This window comes from Nostoc sp., assembly GCF_036917395.1.
GTDB lineage: Bacteria > Cyanobacteriota > Cyanobacteriia > Cyanobacteriales > Nostocaceae > Nostoc.
In genome coordinates this window covers 1-18,711 of the sequence record NZ_JBALDI010000041.1, presented here as the reverse complement: position 1 = coordinate 18,711, position 18,711 = coordinate 1, and the positions used below count along the sequence as shown (strand labels likewise).

General features: G+C 41.5%; 22 protein-coding genes and 1 pseudogene. 10 read left to right on the top strand and 13 right to left on the bottom strand.

The genetic code is table 11. From position 1 onward, the window contains the following. Positions 1-148: 148 nt before the first annotated feature. Together V7K46_RS14000 and petN are read right to left on the bottom strand one after the other, a co-directional pair. Positions 149-313 (bottom strand): hypothetical protein, encoded by a 165-nt coding sequence (locus V7K46_RS14000; protein WP_298909391.1) that lies wholly within the window; start codon positions 311-313, stop codon positions 149-151. Positions 314-317: 4 nt separating this feature from the next. Then, a complete protein-coding gene (gene petN, locus V7K46_RS13995; RefSeq protein WP_012408302.1) occupies positions 318-407 on the bottom strand; it encodes a cytochrome b6-f complex subunit PetN in 90 nt (29 codons plus the stop codon). Between the two features lie 278 nt (positions 408-685). Between petN and V7K46_RS13990 the strand changes: the two genes are divergently transcribed. The 5 genes from V7K46_RS13990 (at position 686) to V7K46_RS13970 (ending at position 6,452) form a co-directional block, all read left to right on the top strand. Next, positions 686-2,572, top strand: a complete 1,887-nt coding sequence (locus V7K46_RS13990; RefSeq protein ID WP_335114014.1) for an ATP-binding protein — start codon at positions 686-688, stop codon at positions 2,570-2,572. 30 nt (positions 2,573-2,602) lie between these two features. After that, complete coding sequence (locus V7K46_RS13985) at positions 2,603-3,865, top strand: sensor histidine kinase (RefSeq protein WP_335114012.1); 1,263 nt, start codon at positions 2,603-2,605, stop codon at positions 3,863-3,865. Between the two features lie 97 nt (positions 3,866-3,962). Then, positions 3,963-4,424: a hypothetical protein gene (locus V7K46_RS13980; RefSeq protein ID WP_335114010.1), complete on the top strand. Its 462-nt coding sequence runs from the start codon at positions 3,963-3,965 to the stop codon at positions 4,422-4,424. 251 nt (positions 4,425-4,675) lie between these two features. Further along, positions 4,676-5,239, top strand: coding sequence for a 3'-5' exonuclease (locus V7K46_RS13975; protein ID WP_335114008.1), 564 nt, complete (start codon positions 4,676-4,678; stop codon positions 5,237-5,239). Positions 5,240-5,651: 412 nt separating this feature from the next. Continuing rightward, positions 5,652-6,452 (top strand): superoxide dismutase, encoded by an 801-nt coding sequence (locus V7K46_RS13970; RefSeq protein ID WP_335114006.1) that lies wholly within the window; start codon positions 5,652-5,654, stop codon positions 6,450-6,452. Positions 6,453-6,594: 142 nt separating this feature from the next. Here V7K46_RS13970 and V7K46_RS13965 read toward each other — a convergent pair whose 3' ends face one another. Together V7K46_RS13965 and V7K46_RS13960 are read right to left on the bottom strand one after the other, a co-directional pair. Beyond that, on the bottom strand, positions 6,595-7,911 hold the full coding sequence (locus V7K46_RS13965) for a hypothetical protein (RefSeq protein ID WP_335114004.1): 1,317 nt from the start codon (positions 7,909-7,911) through the stop codon (positions 6,595-6,597). A 236-nt stretch (positions 7,912-8,147) separates the two neighbouring features. Beyond that, a complete protein-coding gene (locus V7K46_RS13960) occupies positions 8,148-8,789 on the bottom strand; it encodes a hypothetical protein (RefSeq protein ID WP_335114002.1) in 642 nt (213 codons plus the stop codon). 805 nt (positions 8,790-9,594) lie between these two features. Between V7K46_RS13960 and V7K46_RS13955 the strand changes: the two are divergent. The 3 genes and pseudogenes from V7K46_RS13955 to V7K46_RS13945 all read left to right on the top strand — a co-directional run. Next, a pseudogene (locus V7K46_RS13955) lies at positions 9,595-10,215 on the top strand (glycoside hydrolase 100 family protein); the annotation flags it as partial. Between the two features lie 338 nt (positions 10,216-10,553). Further along, positions 10,554-10,856 carry a hypothetical protein gene (locus V7K46_RS13950; protein WP_298909207.1) on the top strand — a complete coding sequence of 101 codons (303 nt, stop codon included), beginning with the start codon at positions 10,554-10,556 and terminating at the stop codon, positions 10,854-10,856. A 104-nt stretch (positions 10,857-10,960) separates the two neighbouring features. After that, a complete protein-coding gene (locus tag V7K46_RS13945; protein WP_335114000.1) occupies positions 10,961-11,434 on the top strand; it encodes a hypothetical protein in 474 nt (157 codons plus the stop codon). A gap of 57 nt (positions 11,435-11,491) precedes the next feature. On the opposite strand, the gene V7K46_RS13940 is transcribed toward V7K46_RS13945, so the two are convergent. Together V7K46_RS13940 and V7K46_RS13935 are read right to left on the bottom strand one after the other, a co-directional pair. After that, complete coding sequence (locus V7K46_RS13940; RefSeq protein ID WP_335114191.1) at positions 11,492-11,671, bottom strand: hypothetical protein; 180 nt, start codon at positions 11,669-11,671, stop codon at positions 11,492-11,494. A gap of 142 nt (positions 11,672-11,813) precedes the next feature. Next, positions 11,814-11,954, bottom strand: coding sequence for a DUF4351 domain-containing protein (locus V7K46_RS13935; protein WP_335113998.1), 141 nt, complete (start codon positions 11,952-11,954; stop codon positions 11,814-11,816). Between the two features lie 42 nt (positions 11,955-11,996). On the opposite strand from V7K46_RS13935, the gene V7K46_RS13930 reads away from it, so the two are divergent. Together V7K46_RS13930 and V7K46_RS13925 are read left to right on the top strand one after the other, a co-directional pair. Beyond that, positions 11,997-12,302 carry a DUF2887 domain-containing protein gene (locus V7K46_RS13930; RefSeq protein WP_335113996.1) on the top strand — a complete coding sequence of 102 codons (306 nt, stop codon included), beginning with the start codon at positions 11,997-11,999 and terminating at the stop codon, positions 12,300-12,302. A 3-nt stretch (positions 12,303-12,305) separates the two neighbouring features. Next, positions 12,306-12,407, top strand: coding sequence for a DUF4351 domain-containing protein (locus tag V7K46_RS13925; RefSeq protein ID WP_335114189.1), 102 nt, complete (start codon positions 12,306-12,308; stop codon positions 12,405-12,407). A gap of 352 nt (positions 12,408-12,759) precedes the next feature. Here V7K46_RS13925 and V7K46_RS13920 read toward each other — a convergent pair whose 3' ends face one another. The 7 genes from V7K46_RS13920 to V7K46_RS13890 form a co-directional block, all read right to left on the bottom strand. Further along, complete coding sequence (locus V7K46_RS13920) at positions 12,760-13,140, bottom strand: hypothetical protein (RefSeq protein WP_335113994.1); 381 nt, start codon at positions 13,138-13,140, stop codon at positions 12,760-12,762. A 130-nt stretch (positions 13,141-13,270) separates the two neighbouring features. After that, positions 13,271-13,657, bottom strand: a complete 387-nt coding sequence (locus V7K46_RS13915; protein WP_335113992.1) for a hypothetical protein — start codon at positions 13,655-13,657, stop codon at positions 13,271-13,273. Positions 13,658-13,859: 202 nt separating this feature from the next. Beyond that, positions 13,860-16,874 (bottom strand): UPF0182 family protein, encoded by a 3,015-nt coding sequence (locus tag V7K46_RS13910; protein ID WP_335113990.1) that lies wholly within the window; start codon positions 16,872-16,874, stop codon positions 13,860-13,862. 199 nt (positions 16,875-17,073) lie between these two features. Next, positions 17,074-17,313: a hypothetical protein gene (locus tag V7K46_RS13905; protein WP_335113988.1), complete on the bottom strand. Its 240-nt coding sequence runs from the start codon at positions 17,311-17,313 to the stop codon at positions 17,074-17,076. 104 nt (positions 17,314-17,417) lie between these two features. Next, positions 17,418-17,672 carry a type II toxin-antitoxin system RelE family toxin gene (locus V7K46_RS13900; RefSeq protein WP_335113986.1) on the bottom strand — a complete coding sequence of 85 codons (255 nt, stop codon included), beginning with the start codon at positions 17,670-17,672 and terminating at the stop codon, positions 17,418-17,420. Positions 17,673-17,683: 11 nt separating this feature from the next. Then, complete coding sequence (locus V7K46_RS13895) at positions 17,684-17,887, bottom strand: hypothetical protein (RefSeq protein ID WP_335113984.1); 204 nt, start codon at positions 17,885-17,887, stop codon at positions 17,684-17,686. A gap of 228 nt (positions 17,888-18,115) precedes the next feature. Further along, on the bottom strand, positions 18,116-18,711 hold a 596-nt coding region (locus V7K46_RS13890), incomplete at its 5' end, for a WD40 repeat domain-containing protein (RefSeq protein WP_335113982.1).

The following is an 18,711-nucleotide window of genomic DNA, read 5'->3' as shown; positions in this document are numbered from 1 at the left end:
TAGGACTTTAAATATTGAAAGTCTTCTATCTCATGATTCCCCTAGCGATCGCAAACGTAACAGTTATTTCCTTTGAATGCCAGATAAAACAGTGTAGGGACACGATATTATCGTGTCCCTACAAAAACATTTTTTAACCACGAGAAAATTATCGCCGCTTGGGAGTGGCGCTGCGGCTAGTGCGTTTTTCTTCATCTCGGCGACGGCGATCGCGCCAATCTGCCAGGGTCAAATAACCAATACCACCAGTGACTACTACCAGCAGTACTACAGCAAATAAAGCCAAAATACTCAAGAATGGACTTTCCACCATGCCTCTACAGTCCGTTACGTCCCCAGACTACCATTGCAATTGACCAAGTGAACACAACTAACAGTGATACCCAACCTAGTGTCAAAATCTCCATAATCCCAGTTTTCAAATAATTACAAAAGGTTTCTAATATTTATCATACAGGGATTGGGCAGGCTGAGATTTTTTTATCAATGACATTGTAAGTTTTGCAGGCGATGTCTACGACGGGCGTAGCTGCCTCAAACCAGACACCATCTTTTCTTGATACCCTACTACTTTACGTAATAATAAAAACTAATATAAAAAAGTAGCGATCGCGCTTTTCCACTTGATGGTTTGGGAATACTAGGGTTATGGGTCTATATTTCAAATCCAGCAACCCCTAGTATTATGCCGACATTTTTTAACTATCCTTTCCACTCTAACGGTTTTATTCCCCACGGACATTGCTATCTCTGGCAAACTGGATTAGTTTGGCTCCACATTATTTCTGATGCCACGATCGCTCTTGCCTATTATTCTATTCCCTTCCTACTGATTTACTTTATTTCCAAGCGCAAAGACGTTCCTTTTAATGGAGTCTTTTTGTTATTTGGTGCTTTTATCATTGCCTGCGGTACTGGACACTTGATAGACATTTGGACGCTTTGGCATCCAGACTATTGGATTGCAGGTAGTTTAAAAGCTTTAACTGCCATTATTTCGATATATACGGCATTTGCGCTATTTTATCTCATACCTCAAGCTCTGACACTACCCAGCCCAGCCCAGTTAGAAGCTATCAATCGAGTACTTTCAACTGAAATTGTAGAGCGCAAGCGCATCGAGAAACAACTACGCTTTGCAGAAGAAGTCGCTCAAAACTCCAGTCAAGCCAAGAGTGAATTTCTTGCCAATATGAGTCATGAACTACGCACACCCCTCAACGGCATCCTGGGCTTTACACAAATCCTCCAACGCACAGAATCTTTGACCGACAAAGGACGCAAAGGAGTTGGCGTTATTTATCAATGTGGTTCCCATTTACTAACTCTAATTAATGATGTCCTAGATCTCTCCAAAATAGAAGCCCGGAAATTGGAATTGCATCCTGTTGATTTTTACTTGCCTGCCTTCATAGATAGTGTGACTGAAATTTGCCGCATCAAGGCAGAACAAAAGGTGATCGCATTTCACATCGAACTCGATCCTGATTTGCCAACGGGCATTCATGCTGATGAAAAACGCTTGCGGCAAGTATTGATTAACTTGCTTGGTAATGCCATTAAATTTACTCATCAAGGCAGTGTCACCTTCAAAGTTCAGGTCGTTGGCCAAGAATCAAATGCCAATGGACAGACTAACTACAAAATTCGCTTTCAAATAATAGATACCGGCACGGGTATAACCCCCGAACAAGCCGAGAAAATCTTCCAGCCCTTTGAGCAAGTGGGAAATCAAAAACAACAATCTGAAGGTACAGGCTTGGGATTAGCAATCAGCCAAAAAATTGTTTTGTTGCTCGGTGGTCAAATACAGGTAGAAAGTGAATTTGGTAAAGGTAGCACTTTCTGGTTTGAGGCAAAATTACCAGAATCTAAAGACTGGGCAAAGGTTTCTAGAGTAGTTGAGCAGGGAACCATTGTTGATTATCAAGGACAAAGGCGCACTATTTTGATTGCGGATGACAGATGGGAAAACCGATCAGTAATTGTAAATTTACTAGAGCCAGTTGGGTTTACTGTTGTAGAAGCTAGTCAGGGTGAAGAAGCATGGGAACAGGCTCTAGCCCACAAACCAGACTTGATTATCACTGACCTAGTGATGCCTATATTGGATGGATTTGAGTTGATAAATCGTTTGCGTGAGTCTGGGCAATTTAAAGAGATTGCGATCATCGCTTCGTCAGCAAGTGTGTTTGCAATCGACCAGCATAAGAGTATTGATGTCGGTGCAGATGTATTTCTACCAAAGCCTGTAGAAGCGGAAACACTTCTAGAAATGCTACGACAATTTTTGCAACTAGAATGGATTTTTGACGGTAAGGTAGACGCAATTAAAAAAACCTATACAGGTGGTTTGGATCAACCCAATGAGATAGTTTATCCTACCAAAGAGGTTTTAGAACAGTTACTCGAACTAGTACAAGACGGGGATATTCAAAGTATTTTAGAAATAACTCAGCAACTTTCTGTAGCTGATGAGCAGTTAAGCATTTTTGCCGAGCAAATCATCCAGCTTGCTAGTAATTTCCAACTAAAACGTTTGGAAACTTTTATTCAACAATATCTCAATTAATTGGAGTTCAATTTTAATTTTAAATTCATCATGAAAAAAAACCAAAATAACGGATTTATTTTGATTGTGGATGATAATCCGACAAATTTATCTGTCCTGTGTGAAGCGCTCAATAGTGAGGGTTTTCGTTTCCGTGTTGCAGTCGATGGAGAAAGTGCGATCGCCCAAGCTGAACGCAATCAACCAGAGTTGATTTTGCTGGATGTACAAATGCCGGGTATTGACGGATTTGAAACTTGTTGTCGCCTCAAAGCCAATCCTGTTACCCAAAATATCCCAATTATTTTCACCACTGCCTTAGCGGATACGGAGAGTAAAACGAAGGGATTTTCCCTTGGTGCAGTAGACTATATCCCTAAGCCGTTTGCACAAGAGGAAGTCATTTCTAGAGTGCGTGTGCATTTACAACTTAGACAATTGACTGAATCTTTGGAACAACAAGTCAGCGATCGCACCAAAGCTTTACAAAAAGCCCAAGTCAAGCTGGTGCAGCAAGAGAAGCTATCAACACTTGGAGAGTTAATCGCTGGTATTGGACATGAAATCAACAACCCCATCAACTTTATTTCCAGCAATATATCCCCCTTGCAAGGACACATTGCAGCAGTAACTGAGTTGCTCCTACTGTATGAACAAGAGTATCCAAACCCAACAGCCAAAATTACCACTTCTATTGAGGACTTGGATCTAAACTTCGTTCTCGAAGACATGGCAAAAATATTGAACTCACTCCAGCTAGGAAGTGAACGAATTCGGAACATTTCTAATTCACTTCGCAACTTCTGTCGCTCGGATAGAGATACCAAAATATCTGCTGATTTGCACCAAGGACTAGATAGTACGCTAATGATTTTGCAACACCGCTTCAAGGCTAATGGCGCTCGTCCCCGCATTGAAGTTATTAAAAATTATGGAGTATTACCACAGGTAAAGTGCTATATTGGGCTGATGAATCAAGTATTTATGAACATTCTGGCAAATGCAGTTGATGCTGTTGATGAAGCCATAACACAAGGCAAAATGAGCAATTTAATTCCTCAGATTCAAATTGCAACAGAAATAGATTCTGAAGAATTGGTTGTAATTCGGATTACTGACAATGGGATTGGTATTCCTGAACGACTTAAAAAACGCTTGTTTGAACCGTTGTTTACTACAAAACCCGTTGGTAAAGGTACCGGACTTGGCTTGGCGATCGCCTATGAAATAGTTGTAGAGAAACACGAAGGTGTATTAGATGTGAATTCTCAACCAGGTATGGGAACCGAGTTTATCATCAAAATTCCCACATGAGAGCAGCATTTAATTAATTACAAAACTGCTTTAGCATTTATTATACGAACACTGGGAAAGAATTTTCCCAATAGCCAATCCCTAATTTCTATATAGAGTGAACGCAATTTTAGATCCTCAATTAATCGCAGAACGCATAGAATCCCTCAAAGCTGGAATAATTGGGGGATTATCTGTGTGTTTCGCTTTTGCAATCGCTAGTCTGTTGAATACTTTAGTACTGGCAAAGTATTTTCAGACACTCGCATGTCTGCAAAGTGATCTTAACTGGCACTTGTGGGTGAGTGGTACAGTTGCAACTTTTACTGGTTTCCTATTTGGTGTCACCTACCGCTATATCATTCGCTCTGATAAAAATCCCCAACTCAAAGCCGGTGGTGTGCTGGCCTTTGGCTTGGTGCGGGGATTAACTCAGATAGAACTTGGGTGGAATTCTGATAGCACAATTTGGCCTTTTTTGGTGTTGGCTTTTGAAAGTGTATTATGGTTTGGAATAGCTGCAATCACTCTTAATATCGCTATTCAACTCCGTTGGGTTAAACCTTTTTCATCAATCTAAATTCCTTTTCCCTAAGTTATTGTTTAGTGAAGTAGAAAAAATGACTATAAAATTTGTCTTTTCAGCATAGTAGGAGCGCACAAATGTGCGTCCCTACAGGAGATTGTGGTTCAAATAGATGAAAAAAGCTATAAGCATTGAATTTTTGTAGTATATATACTACAATTAAGTTGCAAATACTAATTGTGTAAGGTTTCAAAAAATACGTATAAATAATTATTGATACTAATTGCCAATCTTTATTACTTAATATGAAAACGAAAAGATCCCACTATTATCTGATAGTCGATTTGGAGGCTACGTGCTGTGACAATAGGACTATTCCTCGTCACGAAATGGAAATCATCGAAATTGGTGCGGTGATGCTTAATCGAGCAACGTGGGAAATTGATTCCGAGTTTCAGCAATTCATTCAACCCGTGAGACATCCACAACTGACAGGTTTTTGCACCGAATTGACTAGTATTCGACAGCAAGATGTTGACGAAGCACCAAAATTTATAGAGGCAATTTCTCGCTTCAAAGAATGGATTTATTCATTTACCAATCATATTTTTTGTTCTTGGGGTAATTACGACAAAAAACAATTTATTCAAGATTGCGCGTTTCATAATTTCCCTTATCCTTTTATTTCAGAACACATAAATATCAAAGAGGAATTTTCAGAATATCTTGGCGTGTCTAAAAAATTCGGCATGGCACAAGCTCTCAATGAGTTGGGAATAGAATTGAAAGGCACACACCATCGTGGCATTGATGATGCCCACAACATTGCAGCAATCTACAGACAGATTAAAACTAAAAAACTAAGCTGAATAATGGAAAATTTACCCGAAATTGTTTGTAGAGAAGCGAAATTGCACTTAAAGACGCTTTAGCAAAGCGTCTCTACATCTTTTCGGGAGATGTCTAATATTTTTTAATTGAGAGATATTCTTAAAAGTTTCCAGACATAAAAGCTATGTCACTTTTAATTTATATTTATTACAAAAGTTTTAAATGCAATTATTTTTTGCATCTAGTAGAGGTTTTTCGCTGAAGATGGGGCTTTTGGAGTGCGTTAAGTAGCCCCATGCATTGGCAGTGATTAATTTTATTCTTTTGAGTATTTTCGTTCTAATTACTTGACAACTAAGGTAAAATATATATTTGGCTTGATTGGGCTGTAAAACAACAGTACATGATCGGATTACAAGCCAAATAATATTGATTTTGAGGCTACAAGTTATGATCAGGTTTTGGCGAGAAACCATAGTTTTTTTCTTCACAACAGTTGTGCTGACAATTTTGGTAATTTCTTATAAACCAGTACTAATAGCTGAGGCACAATCTTCTACACCAACACCAACGGTTGCTAGGTCATTTTCCTCTGTAGCTTATCCCAATAGGGCACTAAGTGCTTTCCCCGCACAGCTACCACCATTGCCTTATGCTTATGGGGCACTAGGAAAAGCTATTGATGCTGAAACAATGAAATTGCATCATGACGCGCACCATGCTAGCTACGTTAAGAACTTAAATGATGCATTGAAGCAGTATCCAAATTTGCAAAAAAGAAGTGTTGAAGCTTTACTACTAGATTTGAACAGTGTACCTGAAGATATTCGGAGAAAGGTACGTAATAACGGTGGTGGTCACCTCAACCACACGATTTTTTGGCAACTTATGAGTCCCGAAGGTGGTGGACAACCATCGGGAGCGATCGCTCAAGAAATTAATAAAACTTTTGGCAGTTTTGATGCTTTTAAAAAACAGTTTAACGCAGCGGGTACCGCTCGCTTTGGTAGTGGTTGGGTTTGGCTAGTACGCAATCCTCAAAATCAACTCCAGATCGTGACCACAGCAAATCAGGATAACCCGATTACAGACGGTTTATATCCGATTATGGGTAATGATCTATGGGAACACGCTTATTACCTGAAATATCGCAACCGTCGGGCTGAGTATTTGACTAATTGGTGGAATGTGGTGAATTGGCCGCAGATTAACAGGCGATACCTTCTCTACGAGACGCTACACGAACGGTAAGCTTTGCTAACGCAACTTTTATCACAACAGCCTCGTTAGCAATACTATCAAGAACATCAAACCGCTCATAGAAATCTGTACAAAGCTACCTGTAGAGGTAGCTTTGTTTGAGGTGGGGTCTAAATCCCCTTATGTAACATGATTACGAATTACGGATTTTTAAAGATCGGTGTTTGTAACGGACTATGCATAGTAGAACAATTAGCAATACAAGCGCTTTGATCATTGATGGCTCTACTACCTTCTTCACTTCCGTAGGGGTTTTAGGAGTAACATTACATGGAATCTCAATGATCTGTGTGTGATCAGAACCATTACCACTGGGAGTCAGATCGCATTCGCCTTTGCTCGTTAGAGACAAAGGTGTAGGTGTATTTCCTGAAGAAACAGATGCTTGAGCTGAAGAACTATCCCCATTTAGTAGAAGCAGAATTAAAGCAAGACCCCCAATTCCGATTATTGGCCAGAGTGGAAAGGAATCAGAACTGTCTTGTACCAAAACATCTCCTATAGCGTCAGGGAAAGTATCGAGTCCCATAGCTTCTCCCTCCAACGCTAGTGGATTGTCACTCAGTAAAATATCTCCTGGGACATCTTCTCCTAAGAGCTGATTCAATTCCTGTGGAATCGCGTTATTGGGGCGTCCGAGTTCCCCACCATCTTCGGAGTATGGAAAGGATAGTACTTCAAAAATCTTCTGTTGGAGTTGGTTTGAATTTCCAGAACTCAATGCATCCAAGCCTGTTGAGATTTTATTTAAATAGAAATTCGTCATCTCTGGCGACAGACCTAGAGACTGAATCTGTTCCTTAATGTTGGAAATTTTTGAGGCCTCCTCAAACAGCAGTCGTCCGTATGACAATTTCAAATCTACTAATCCATTACGGAGGCTGACCGAGTTATTGACTCCTGAGTCTGGTGACCAGTAGAACTGCTTGGTTACAAGTCCGAGTCCTTCTACTGGGTTGCGACCAACAGGTTGTCCAAGAAGGTATTGAGAGCTATCCATGATTGCGGGGGATTGGTTTCTCCAAAATGAGGCGTAAGGCACCGCAGAGAGATTAGGATTGTTACCGTAAAAGCTAGCGAAATTCTGAAAGTTTTTCTCCCCACCTGCTGCTCTGATCAGGAGGTTTTGATAGCTAGTCCCGTCGTTTAACTCCACTAATCGTTGGATTACCGATCCAGTTTTATTGCAGGTCAGACCAAATCCCACATCACATCCAGGAATGACTCGCATCTGGCTCAGATTCTGGTTATTGATTTGGTACTGAAGATACTCAGACTCCAGTCCTTGTTGGATACCATAGCGTCCAATATTGAGCTGTGCAAAGGCAGACTGAGACGTAGTGAGTACTACTGCAACAGATGAGAATGCGATGGTCGCAAAGCGAACTGCCTTCTCTACGAGACGCTTTGCGAACGGCATCGCAATTTTCTGAACAATTGATTTAGGCAAGATGCACCTCCACTAAATGACAGCAATTTCATTGGTTGTTCACGTCCCTCTTTCAGTCCGTGAGAAGTCGATATTAATAGCTCCGGAAATTCAACAGGTCGCAACAATACCGCAGACTCATCAAGTCTGTGAACAGCGTTCCTATCTTTGGTAACTAGGGCTTGGGGATTGGGAGAAAATTTTTTCCGAGTTGGGTGAGGTTTGAATCCTTATCTATACCCATTTCATTGCCCAGTTCAACTCTTAGGTAAAGAAATATTGATCGTGATTCCGGTACCTTTGAGATTTCCTGATGAGAGTGTGTGATATAAGACCAATGCCCGGTTTGGTTGATCGAAAAGAAACCCCCGACGTGTGGGTTTGATCTTCCCTTGCTTTACTAAGGAAACGAAGGCTTCTAAATACTTACGTATACCTTGACGGTTCTCTTGAGTAGTATTCATATGACGCTCAATCAGCATCATAAAGAAGTTCAAGCTACGATTTTCCTGCCCCTGAATCAGACTGCCCTCATCTAGGAAAGAACTTGCTATGAGCCTGCCATCAACTTGTTTAACCTTAAACAGAGTAAAGTAACGCCCTTCTTTTTTAGGATCGTTCGCATAACAGACCCAGGAACCCTCTTGATTCTGTGTAAAACCCTGTTCAGCAAGGTAAGAAAGCAAAGAATTACTTGCTTTGGTTTGTGGTGGAGGTAATAAATCCTCAATGGGATCTAAAGAGCAAATCCTCTGCGTTGTTTTCAGTTGAGAAACAGCAGGAGCCTCCTGGGTATAGATAGGCAGGGGCTTGTTATCAGACATTGCCATACTAGACATCGCAGCAAACGCAGATATTTGGAGAGCGATCGCTCCAAATAAACGAACAATGATATTCATATTTTTCCTGTTACTCTTTTACGTTGTTAATAATCAAGTTGTTACTAAATCAGAATTGCTCTAGCAGTCCTAAATCATTTGCTGAATTTAAGGTTTGCCTCATTTGGTCGAGGGTAGCTTAAGTTTTCACTAATCAAATAGGACTTTCATATATAGGTGACTAAGCACAAAGAGAATAAATATCTAAATAAAACACACAATATTAACGTCTTATTGACAAGAAAAATTGGGCTTTTTGATATTTTTACATATACAAAAAACAATTGACATTGTGTCAAAACTTTTCTATTTATTCTTATTAATTTTTTGCCATTGTAAGAGGCTTTTATGCCTTCTTAGCTGGCTATCATGATTCCTAAAAAAGGGCTTTGTTAGCTATTTAGTGCCTTATATAAGCAGATTTTCAAAAGCTCCGTGCTTTGTACTTTGGCGCTTTTGCTGGTTTCCTGGGTGGATTGAATAATTTTTTGTTTTCTAGAGGTAGCACACCTAACTAGCTGTTTCAGCATGGTTGTAACTTGATGTATAAAATAATATCTCCTGATAGTAAAATAATATTATCATGAGCTTGAGACATGCAACACTATTGTGGACAGTTGTCAAAGTTGTACACCGTGAATTGTAACCACCTCTTCATTAAATTTCATGGCAAATAGCTAAAAGTCAAAATCAATTTACTTATACATCTTTAGTGTTTAAAAAGTTAGTACTCTTGTTCTTAATCAAAGAATATACTGTATTAAATATGACACTTTTCTAATAATTTTACGGAGACTTAATATATTTTTATTACTGGATAAGCCTGAAAGAAATTGTTAATAAATTCAATATCCACTCAGAATCAATCCCCAGTTGGTTGACCAAGTGGTTACCTGAAACTGGAGGATATTTAGCCGGAAATTTGGGGCCTGGACAGATGGATTTTCGCTTTTTTGCTCTGGGAAATCTAATGGCAATCTTAGCTTTCTTAGCAAGTGAAACAGAATCTCAAAGCATCATGAATTTATTTGGCCAACGTTGGCAAGATTTGATTGGCTATGTGCCTGTTAAAATTTGCTTTCCAGCTTTGGAAGGTTTAGAGTGGAGGATTGTTACAGGATGTGACTCTAAAAACAGCGCTTGGTCTTATCACAACGGCGGTAACTGGCCCGTTTTACTCTGGTTCTTTGCTGCTGCGGCACAGAAAATAGATCGAACAGAACTTGCCCAAGCAGCGATCGCCATTGCCAAAAGGCGTTTATTTAAGGATAAATTCCCAGAATACTACGATGGCCACAATGGTCGTTTGATTGGCAAAGAAGCTGGAATTTATCAAACTTGGAGCATTGCTGGATTGCTGGCTGCTAAAAAGTTCCTAGAAAATCCAGAGTACTTGGAATTAATCAGCTTTGCAGAGGGTGTTGAAGGCCCAGGCTGTAGCCTGTAGGTACTGAATGCCCCGCAGGGCTTACATACCAAGCGACGCCTCACAGCAAGCCGCTTCTCTACGAGACGCTACGCGAATAAGTCTGTACCAAACTCTTGGTAAGTTATAGGTTAATAAATAGCAGAGTTGTGCTATGTAAAATTCTTATCAACAAATCGCGGCGATCGCACAGCCTCAACTTTACAAGAGACTACGCCAACGAGTTACCTGCGTCTGAATTCCCTTCTCAAATACCCGATAACTGATACACTATATTGTAAGAGGTATCTGAAGTGTCATACTTAGTAATATCACCAGATAGTTTTTGCATTATTAACACGTTTTAACGTGTATCAACCATGAAAATTACTTCAGATTTCATTCCAGAATTTGAAAAACTATTCCGAGAAAAATTACAACTAAATAATTGTAAACTCAGAAAGAAAAGACAAGAGAATAATTATGAAATTATTACTCCAGCTAAAGACATTTTTTTGATGTATTGGTCTGAATTCCCAGAAGTTAACTTAATATATCAAGCTGTGGGGGTACGCACTCAGCAGACTGGAGTTTATGAGCGAGCTATCCGTTCCCACATTAGTTTTTGTGTAAATAGTATCAAGGATAATCCTAGCTCTGAATTACCATTATTGGTGAAATAACTAATACTTAGATAACACAGAAAATATTTACTAAACTCTCGACAGTTTTTATTATATAACTGACGAGAGTTTCTCACCGAAAATCTGTTGATCAAGAGAGAAAAATGCAATCTGAAAAAAATCAAGATCAAGATCAGCTAGATTATAAAACCTTGTTAGCCAATGCAAAGCAAGCCTTAAAACTTGAATACCATAAATCAACTGCTTTAGCGTCCCAACTGCAAGCCATAAAAACTCAGTTAGAGCAAGTTCAGGCTGAAAACAAAACCCTGAAGGAGAGTGCTTATGAAGATGTAATTAAGCACTTTGAGGCGCGGACTCAAGCAGCAGAAGCACTAGCACTAAAAACAGAAGTGCGCCAAAGATTCCTTGAAGCCAATGGTTGCAAGGATGATCAGAGCTTCGATACTCTATGGGACAGCATTAAGAATAAGATTCAGATCAAAGACGGTGAAGTGAGAATCGTTGCTCAAAATGGTACTCCTAAGTTTACCTTAACGGGCAGCATGATGACTTTGATGGATTTTATTCAATCTCTCAAACAAGATCCAATCTCTAGAAAGTTTTTCTTGAACTAGAGAGCCAAATTAATGAAAACCTTTCCCTAGAAGCGGACTAAAGATTGTAGCAGCAAGCTATTCATCTTCGTCTCCTGCTGGCCGTTCGCTCTCGTTTTGTTGGGCGTTCCACTCCAAAACAATGCGTTCCAACATCTCAGGCTGTGTACAGTTATTAACATCGGCGTACATTTGAATCAACTGCCTCACTTTAGGACTAATGTGGCGAATCTCTAGTTGGTTACTTTCAGGACTTATGCCAGTTGCGTAAGTCCGGACTTTGTACCATGTCCATTAACTTTTAGTGTCTATCTACATATGTTGAACTATAGGACTCCTATTTTATTTTTGCTGAAAAATAAGTGCAAAACAGAATGGAGTGTTAGTGATGCTCTTTGTGTCACTCTGATGTACTGAACCAGACTTCTAAATCTGCGTTCGGCTTTGCCATTGTCCCTTGGGCAATCGCTTGAAAATCTAACAATGCTTCTTTGAGGGTTTCTAATTGTTCTAAGGAGAGAGTTTTAATACGCTTTAGCACCTTTTGAAGTAATTCTCCCACCCTACGGTTGCAGCAACGGTATTGACAATTATAGAAGAAGCACAAGCGCCAGAAGTGGCACGGTATTTGCTCTCTGGGACTGAGCAAGAGGAATTTACACCAATACAACGAGGGGACATTATCGATATTATCACCTCTATAATGGTTTATAAGTTTGCCAATTTAAGTCGGGCAAAGATTTGGGCAATGCTAGGACTGGATTTGACCCAAGAGCCACGCACCATTCGGGAAGCCAACGAAGAAGGATCAGAAGTGGAAGCGATCGCACTCATTACCCGACAGTTAACGCGCCGATTGGGACAAGAACTACCACAAGAGATGCGATAGCGTATCCACGCCCTTTCCCTGGAACAACTAGAAAATCTGGGTGAGGCATTGCTGGAGTTTGAGGCGATCGCAGACTTGGAAGCTTGGTTGAGAGTGCTGGAATAGTGCGATCGCTTCAATAATTGTATGATTCTAAAATTACAGGGTTGGTATTAACGCAAATTTTATCAACTTGATTCCAGTTTTGACAGAATACATTCATAATCGCGATCGCAAGTACACAGCTACCTGGTACATTTGACAAAGATCCAGTAGACACAATTATAGTCGCGATTATGCTTTGCACACACTACGTGAACACCAAACGCTACAGGATTTCCTTAGTTACCCGTAAAGCTAACATTTTGAATATTATACATCGAACAGCATCTTTATCAGGGACTTCCAATTTAAAAAATATCCCATCGTGAGGGCAGGGGGAGGGAAAGTCGTTTTGATGGGCGTGAAATTGGATAATTTATTTTATAGAGTTCCCTAAAGCAACAGCCTCTTTTTTCGGCTGACGCACTGGACGCTTGCGATCGCTTCGACGAACGCCTCCTGCCATTTTGTACTCATCGCTATTCTTGCCATACCTTGCAGCTACGCTGAGTAACATATGTTCTGTTAGTTCCATCAGCGACTTTTCCGCAAGTTCTAAGGCCCCCTGAGTCAGATCCACGGTGGAGAGGCTTGAGTTATAAGCTTCCAACTTGTCTTGGGTTGTTTTGATGACGGCTGCAAAGGAGTCAATAGTAACCCCATTACCTAAGTCTAAGGTGGTACTGATCGATTTCAAAGCCGCAATCCGACGCTGTGCTTTATCAAGTACTTTAGACCCGCGTTTTGGACGTGACATAAATTACTCTCCGGTTATTAATAATGCGCCAGGAGAAAAACTGACCTATACCCTGGACTGTACAGTACTAGGATAGATAGAATTAGGGTTAATTGACACCCGCATTATTCAGTATATTTTTAGTTATTTATTACAAAAATATTATTTTTATTATGTAAATTCTTGGTGGTTGTCCGAATTCAATCAACGACTGTCCGAATTCAATCAACGACTGTCCGAATTCAATCAACGACTGTCCGAATTCAATCAACGACTGTCCGAATTTGATCAACGACTGTCCGAATTCAATCAACGACTGCCCAAATTCAATCAACGACTGTCCAAATTCAATCAACGACTGTCCAAATTCAATCAACGACTGTCCAAATTCAATCAACGACTGCCCAAATTCAATCAACGACTGCCCAAATTCAATCAACGACTGCCCAAATTCAATATAGGAACTTAGCAAATTTGCTTTTATTAAACACGAAAGCGATGGCTTTGCCAACGCCTGCCGTAGGATGCCCGAACGCAAGAGCGTCTCCTGTCTTGAGAAGGGCTGTAGGGCGAACGCAAGAATTGAACTGATACAAAGCCTAGAGGCTTCCTCGGCGAGTCAAGAGATATAGTTATAAATAAGTGCATCTACACTCCGATGGCAAAACCCGCAGATGTCACCACCAAAAAGTTAATTAGTCTTACACCTGATAACTGGGTGAAATGGGTAATTATTTAGATCACTGACCTGACGGGGCTGCTTCCTCTACTGGACGGATAATCGCAGGGGCTGGTGTAACTTCTGGTTTAAAAATTCCCTGCAATGCTTGTTCTAATGTTTGTGCCATGACAATTCGGTTTTCGTAAGCCACAACTACCCGCACCAAAGTTGGCAGACTGTTCTGTCTGGCTTCAAGATAGATTGGCTCGACATACAGCAGCGATTGCTCAATGGGAATTACTAATAGATTGCCTTGAATGGCTCTCGACCCCTGGCGATTCCACAAAGAAATTTGCTGGGAAATTACAGGGTCTTGGTTAATCCGCGCCTCGATTTGCTCTGGCCCGTAAACCAGGCGTTCCTTAGGAAAGGCATATAGCACCAGCCTACCGTAGTTATTGCCATCCGATCGCGCCGCTAACCAAGCGATTAAATTAGTCCGTTGTTTGGGAGTATAGGGCAGAAGTAGGATAAATTCTTCTCTACGAGAGGCTGTACTAACAAAGGTTACGTTGGGTAGACTAGTAATCAAATAGTACGGCTCTACTGGACGGGGTTCACTGCCATAGATTTCGTTAGGAATTTGCCACTGGTCTTCCCGATTGTAAAATACCTGGGGGTCGGTCATGTGGTAGGTCATCAACCGCTCAGATTGAATTTTGAAAAAGTCCACCGGATACCGAGTATGACTGCGGAGATTGACTGGCATTGTACTGAGCGGTTTGAACATTTTGGGAAATATCGCTGACCAAGTAGCAATGATCGGATCGCTTGGATCGGCAATGTAAAACTTAACAGTGCCGTGATAAGCATCAATCACTACTTTGATAGAATTGCGAATGTAATTGATCCCATCGTTACCTGTGTCTGAGTAAGGATAGCGATCGCTCGTGGTGTAGGCATCAACAATCCAGTAAAGATAACTGGGATTACTTGGGAAATCTTGATTAGCAGTAGCAGCTACTAAATAGGGATCGCTGTCAAATTTCAAAAAGGGGGCGATCGCTTCAATTCTTTGCTTGACATTTCGTCGAAGTAGCACCTTTGTATCTGGCAAAAAGTCCTGCGTCAGCACCATCTGCCAATCTTTCAAATACATCGCAAATAGCCAGCGTCGCCATGCTGAACCGATTTCAACGCCACCCAGACCATCGTAATAGTTGTAAACATTGTCGCTACCACTAGGGTAGTCTAGCTCTCTAACTCTTGTGCCTGTCATCACATAAGTATTAGTAATCTCGCCGTAATAAATCCGGGGTTGACCAATGGGAATACTGTCACGAATGGCTTGATTGGAAGTTGTGAGGGCGCTACTATCACCGCTAATATCTTTGACAAAATATTCTGGAAGCCCACCTGGCCCAACTGTATTAACTGGGTTAATAGTAAACCCAAAACCGTGGGTATAAATTAAACGGCGGTTAACCCATGTTTGAGCTTCCTGTGGTACAGCACTGTAGTCTAATTCTCGTGCAGCAATCAGTACCTGCTGCCGTTCTGCTGGTTCAACTGGTTCTGGTAGCTTTTGGGACGCTGATGGTTGGCTGACATCGGTTTTGAGAATGTAGCGGTCAATATCGGCATCGGGGAACCGATAGTAGGGGCGAATTTGTTGCAGCTGACGGTTGGTTTCTAACAGTGGTCGCTCATCCCACAGGCGAATATTGCGAATTGTCAAGTCATTCTTTTGGATATCAGCTTCAGTCAATGTTCCCTGCGGGTTGAAGGTTCTAGCATCGATCGCTTCTAAATCGAACGCTTGGCGAGTTAAGGCGATAGTCCGTTGAATGTAGGGTTGCTCTCGTTGCAACTCATTAGGTTGGACAATTAAATATTGCACCACAGTCGGTAGAACAACCTCAGCTGCTACAACTAGAACTAGATAAACCCCTAACCCGTAAAACACCAAGGGACGATACTGAGATTTAGGTTTCCAGAAAAACGTTCGCCAAAGGAGGTTAAAGGCGATCGCTACTGCCAGGATGCACAAGATGGTGTAAGCTGGCAACTGGGCTGTCACATCTGTATAGCTGGCACCATAACTGACTCCACGGGTAGAATACACCAGTTCATAGCGACTTTGCCAATAACTTAAAGCTGCTACCAGCATTAATAAGCCACCCATACCGGATAAATGACGCTGCTGCTGGGGTGAAAAACCAGGAAAAATTCCCTGACTCAAACTGTCCCCTGACAGGAGATAAATGAGAGTAACGGCGACGAAGCCATACAAACATAATCCCATCAGCCAGAGTTCTAGCAGTTCCCAAAAGGGTAAGGAAAATATGTAAAAGCTGATATCTCGACCAAATAAAGGCTCAGTGCTGTTGAAAAGGGTGGGGTGGAAATATTGCAGCACCTTTGGCCAGTGTTGGAATAGGATGAAGGCAAAAATGGGACTGAACAAAACTGCGATCGCAGTGAGTAAAAATTGGGGATAAATTAAGATTGCGATCGCTACTCCCACAATTAAACCGAGATACCAGACTTGAGAGACAATTTGCCTCAAGAGTTGCCAGATTATCTCTGGTCGAAATAGGGCGGGAATGGGTAGACTAGCGTTATTAACTGGAGAATGCCAGTAGAAAAGAGCAATTTGACTATAGTGAGCCAGGATCAACCCGATCAACAAGCTCAATAACAGAGTTAGGGGTAATAACCAGCGCAATCTCAATGGTTGAAAGGGTTGTGGCGCAAGTGTCTGGGTTTGGTTGCGTCTTGGATAATCAGGACTGAGAAAATTTGTTAATGCACTGCCCAGTTGTGCTTGCTTACGCTTGACTTCCTCAATCTTCAAAGACTGGGGATATTTTAGCCGTTGTGCTAGAGCCAGATTTAGCAGTAGATAGGCAGCAGTTATCCCAGCCACCACTACCCACAAAATACCACGAGTCACCACCCTTAGCAGAAATACTTGGAGATAGCCGACTTCCTGAAACCAAAAAATCTCTGCTCCCAGGCGGGAACCCAGATCCAACAGTAGCCACAGCCCCAAGAATACAATTAATAGTCTAAAGCTCCATTTCCAATACATTGATATGTAATTTTATCCCCCTAAAAGGCTTTGGGAAGTCCAGCTTTCAAAACTCCGTTAGCGGTATGGCGTGATTTGATGGTTCCGTCTATAACAAACCGACGATCTCTGATTGGACTGTACCAAATTTCATGATCTCCTTTGCCTTGCCGTTCAAAGTAGGACCCAAATGTAAACCAGAACCGCTATAAATATCTTTTTAGTAAGTAAATCCAACATCAGAACTCGGACGTTCATGCTCAGAACTCGGACGTTCATGCTTAGAACTCGGAAGTTCCTGCTCAGAACTCGGAAGTTCGCGCTCGGAACTTGGAAGTTCGCGCTCGGAACTCGGAAGTTCCTGCTCAGAACTTGGAAATTCCTGCTCAGAACTTGGAATTTCCTGCTCAGAACTTGGAATTTCCTGCTCAGAACTTGGATCGCATCTTTTTTTTAACAAGCGATCGCCTTTCACTCTACATTTAAACTCAAGATTACAGCAGCAATGTCTACGATGAGCTACGCCTACGCATTTTCTCATGGCAGAGCTGAGCGCATTCTTAACTATGGAAAGTAGCGGTAAATGTCTTTACGGTGGAGAACCCGAACAAAGGTGATTATATCTCCTGCAACTGTGAAGCCTATGCGGTAATCTCCAACCCTCAGACGATACGCGCTATCAGCATCTTTGAGTTTTTTCAGATTGCTGATTTCATCCAAACTAGAATAGCTGGGAATCTCCTCAAAAACAAGGGATTTCACTGACTCAAACACCGGGGTACTTTTAAGCGCCTTGAGGTCTTTGATAAAAGTAGGCATATACTCACAGTTCATGGCTGTTCAAGTTCTGCAAGAGCCTCATTTCTTTTCAAAGGCGTTTCGCTTGTCACTGCTTGCATGGCTCGATAAAGTCCCTCGTCTTCAATAGCTTCTAACAAGCGCTGATATTCCTCAAACTCTAAAACAACCTTAAGAACTTGACCTGTTTTGTCTGTAATTAACTCTTGAACAAAGGGATATTCTTCAGCTTTCATAGGTTATTAGACTGAGTAATTACCTTTTACTATAGAGCGATCGCCTTTAGCTCTACATTTAAGCTTAGAATCACTACAAAAATTAGGTTCTCAACTGCGTAGGCGTAGCCCGTCGTAGACATCGCATCTCTTTTTGACCAAGCGATCGCTCTTTTTGAATATTAAAGGGCGATCGCTTCCTCATCCCCCGCTTGGTGAGCGAAGTCGAACCACATCCCCCTCATCCCCCTACTGCCTTGGACACACCTTAGCCGCATCAGGATGGCTAGCCAAATAACCCTTAAGCCAACTGCAACCCTGTGCTAATAAATCATCAAGATTCAGATTCCACAATTTGATTGTCTTGTCATAACTTGCGGAAGCTAAAGTTTTGCCATCGGGGCTGAAGACGACGCTGATGACCGAATCGCTATGCCCACTCAGGGTGGTAATTTCTTTGCCCGTCTCCCGATTCCACAATTTGATCGTCTTGTCATAACTTGCGGAAGCTAAAGTTTTGCCATCGGGGCTGAAGACGACGCTGAAGACCGACTTGCTATGCCCACTCAGGGTGGAAATTTCTTTGCCTGTGTCCCGATTCCACAATTTGATCGTCTTGTCATCACTGGCGGAAGCTAAAGTTTTGCCATCTGGGCTGAAGACGACGCTGAAGACCGACTTGCTATGCCCACTCAGGGTGGAAATTTCTTTGCCTGTGTCCCGATTCCACAATTTGATCGTCTTGTCACGACTGGCGGAAGCTAAAGTTTTACCATCCGGGCTGAAGACGACGCTGATGACCGAATCGCTATGCCCACTCAGGGTGGAAATTTCTTTGCCTGTGT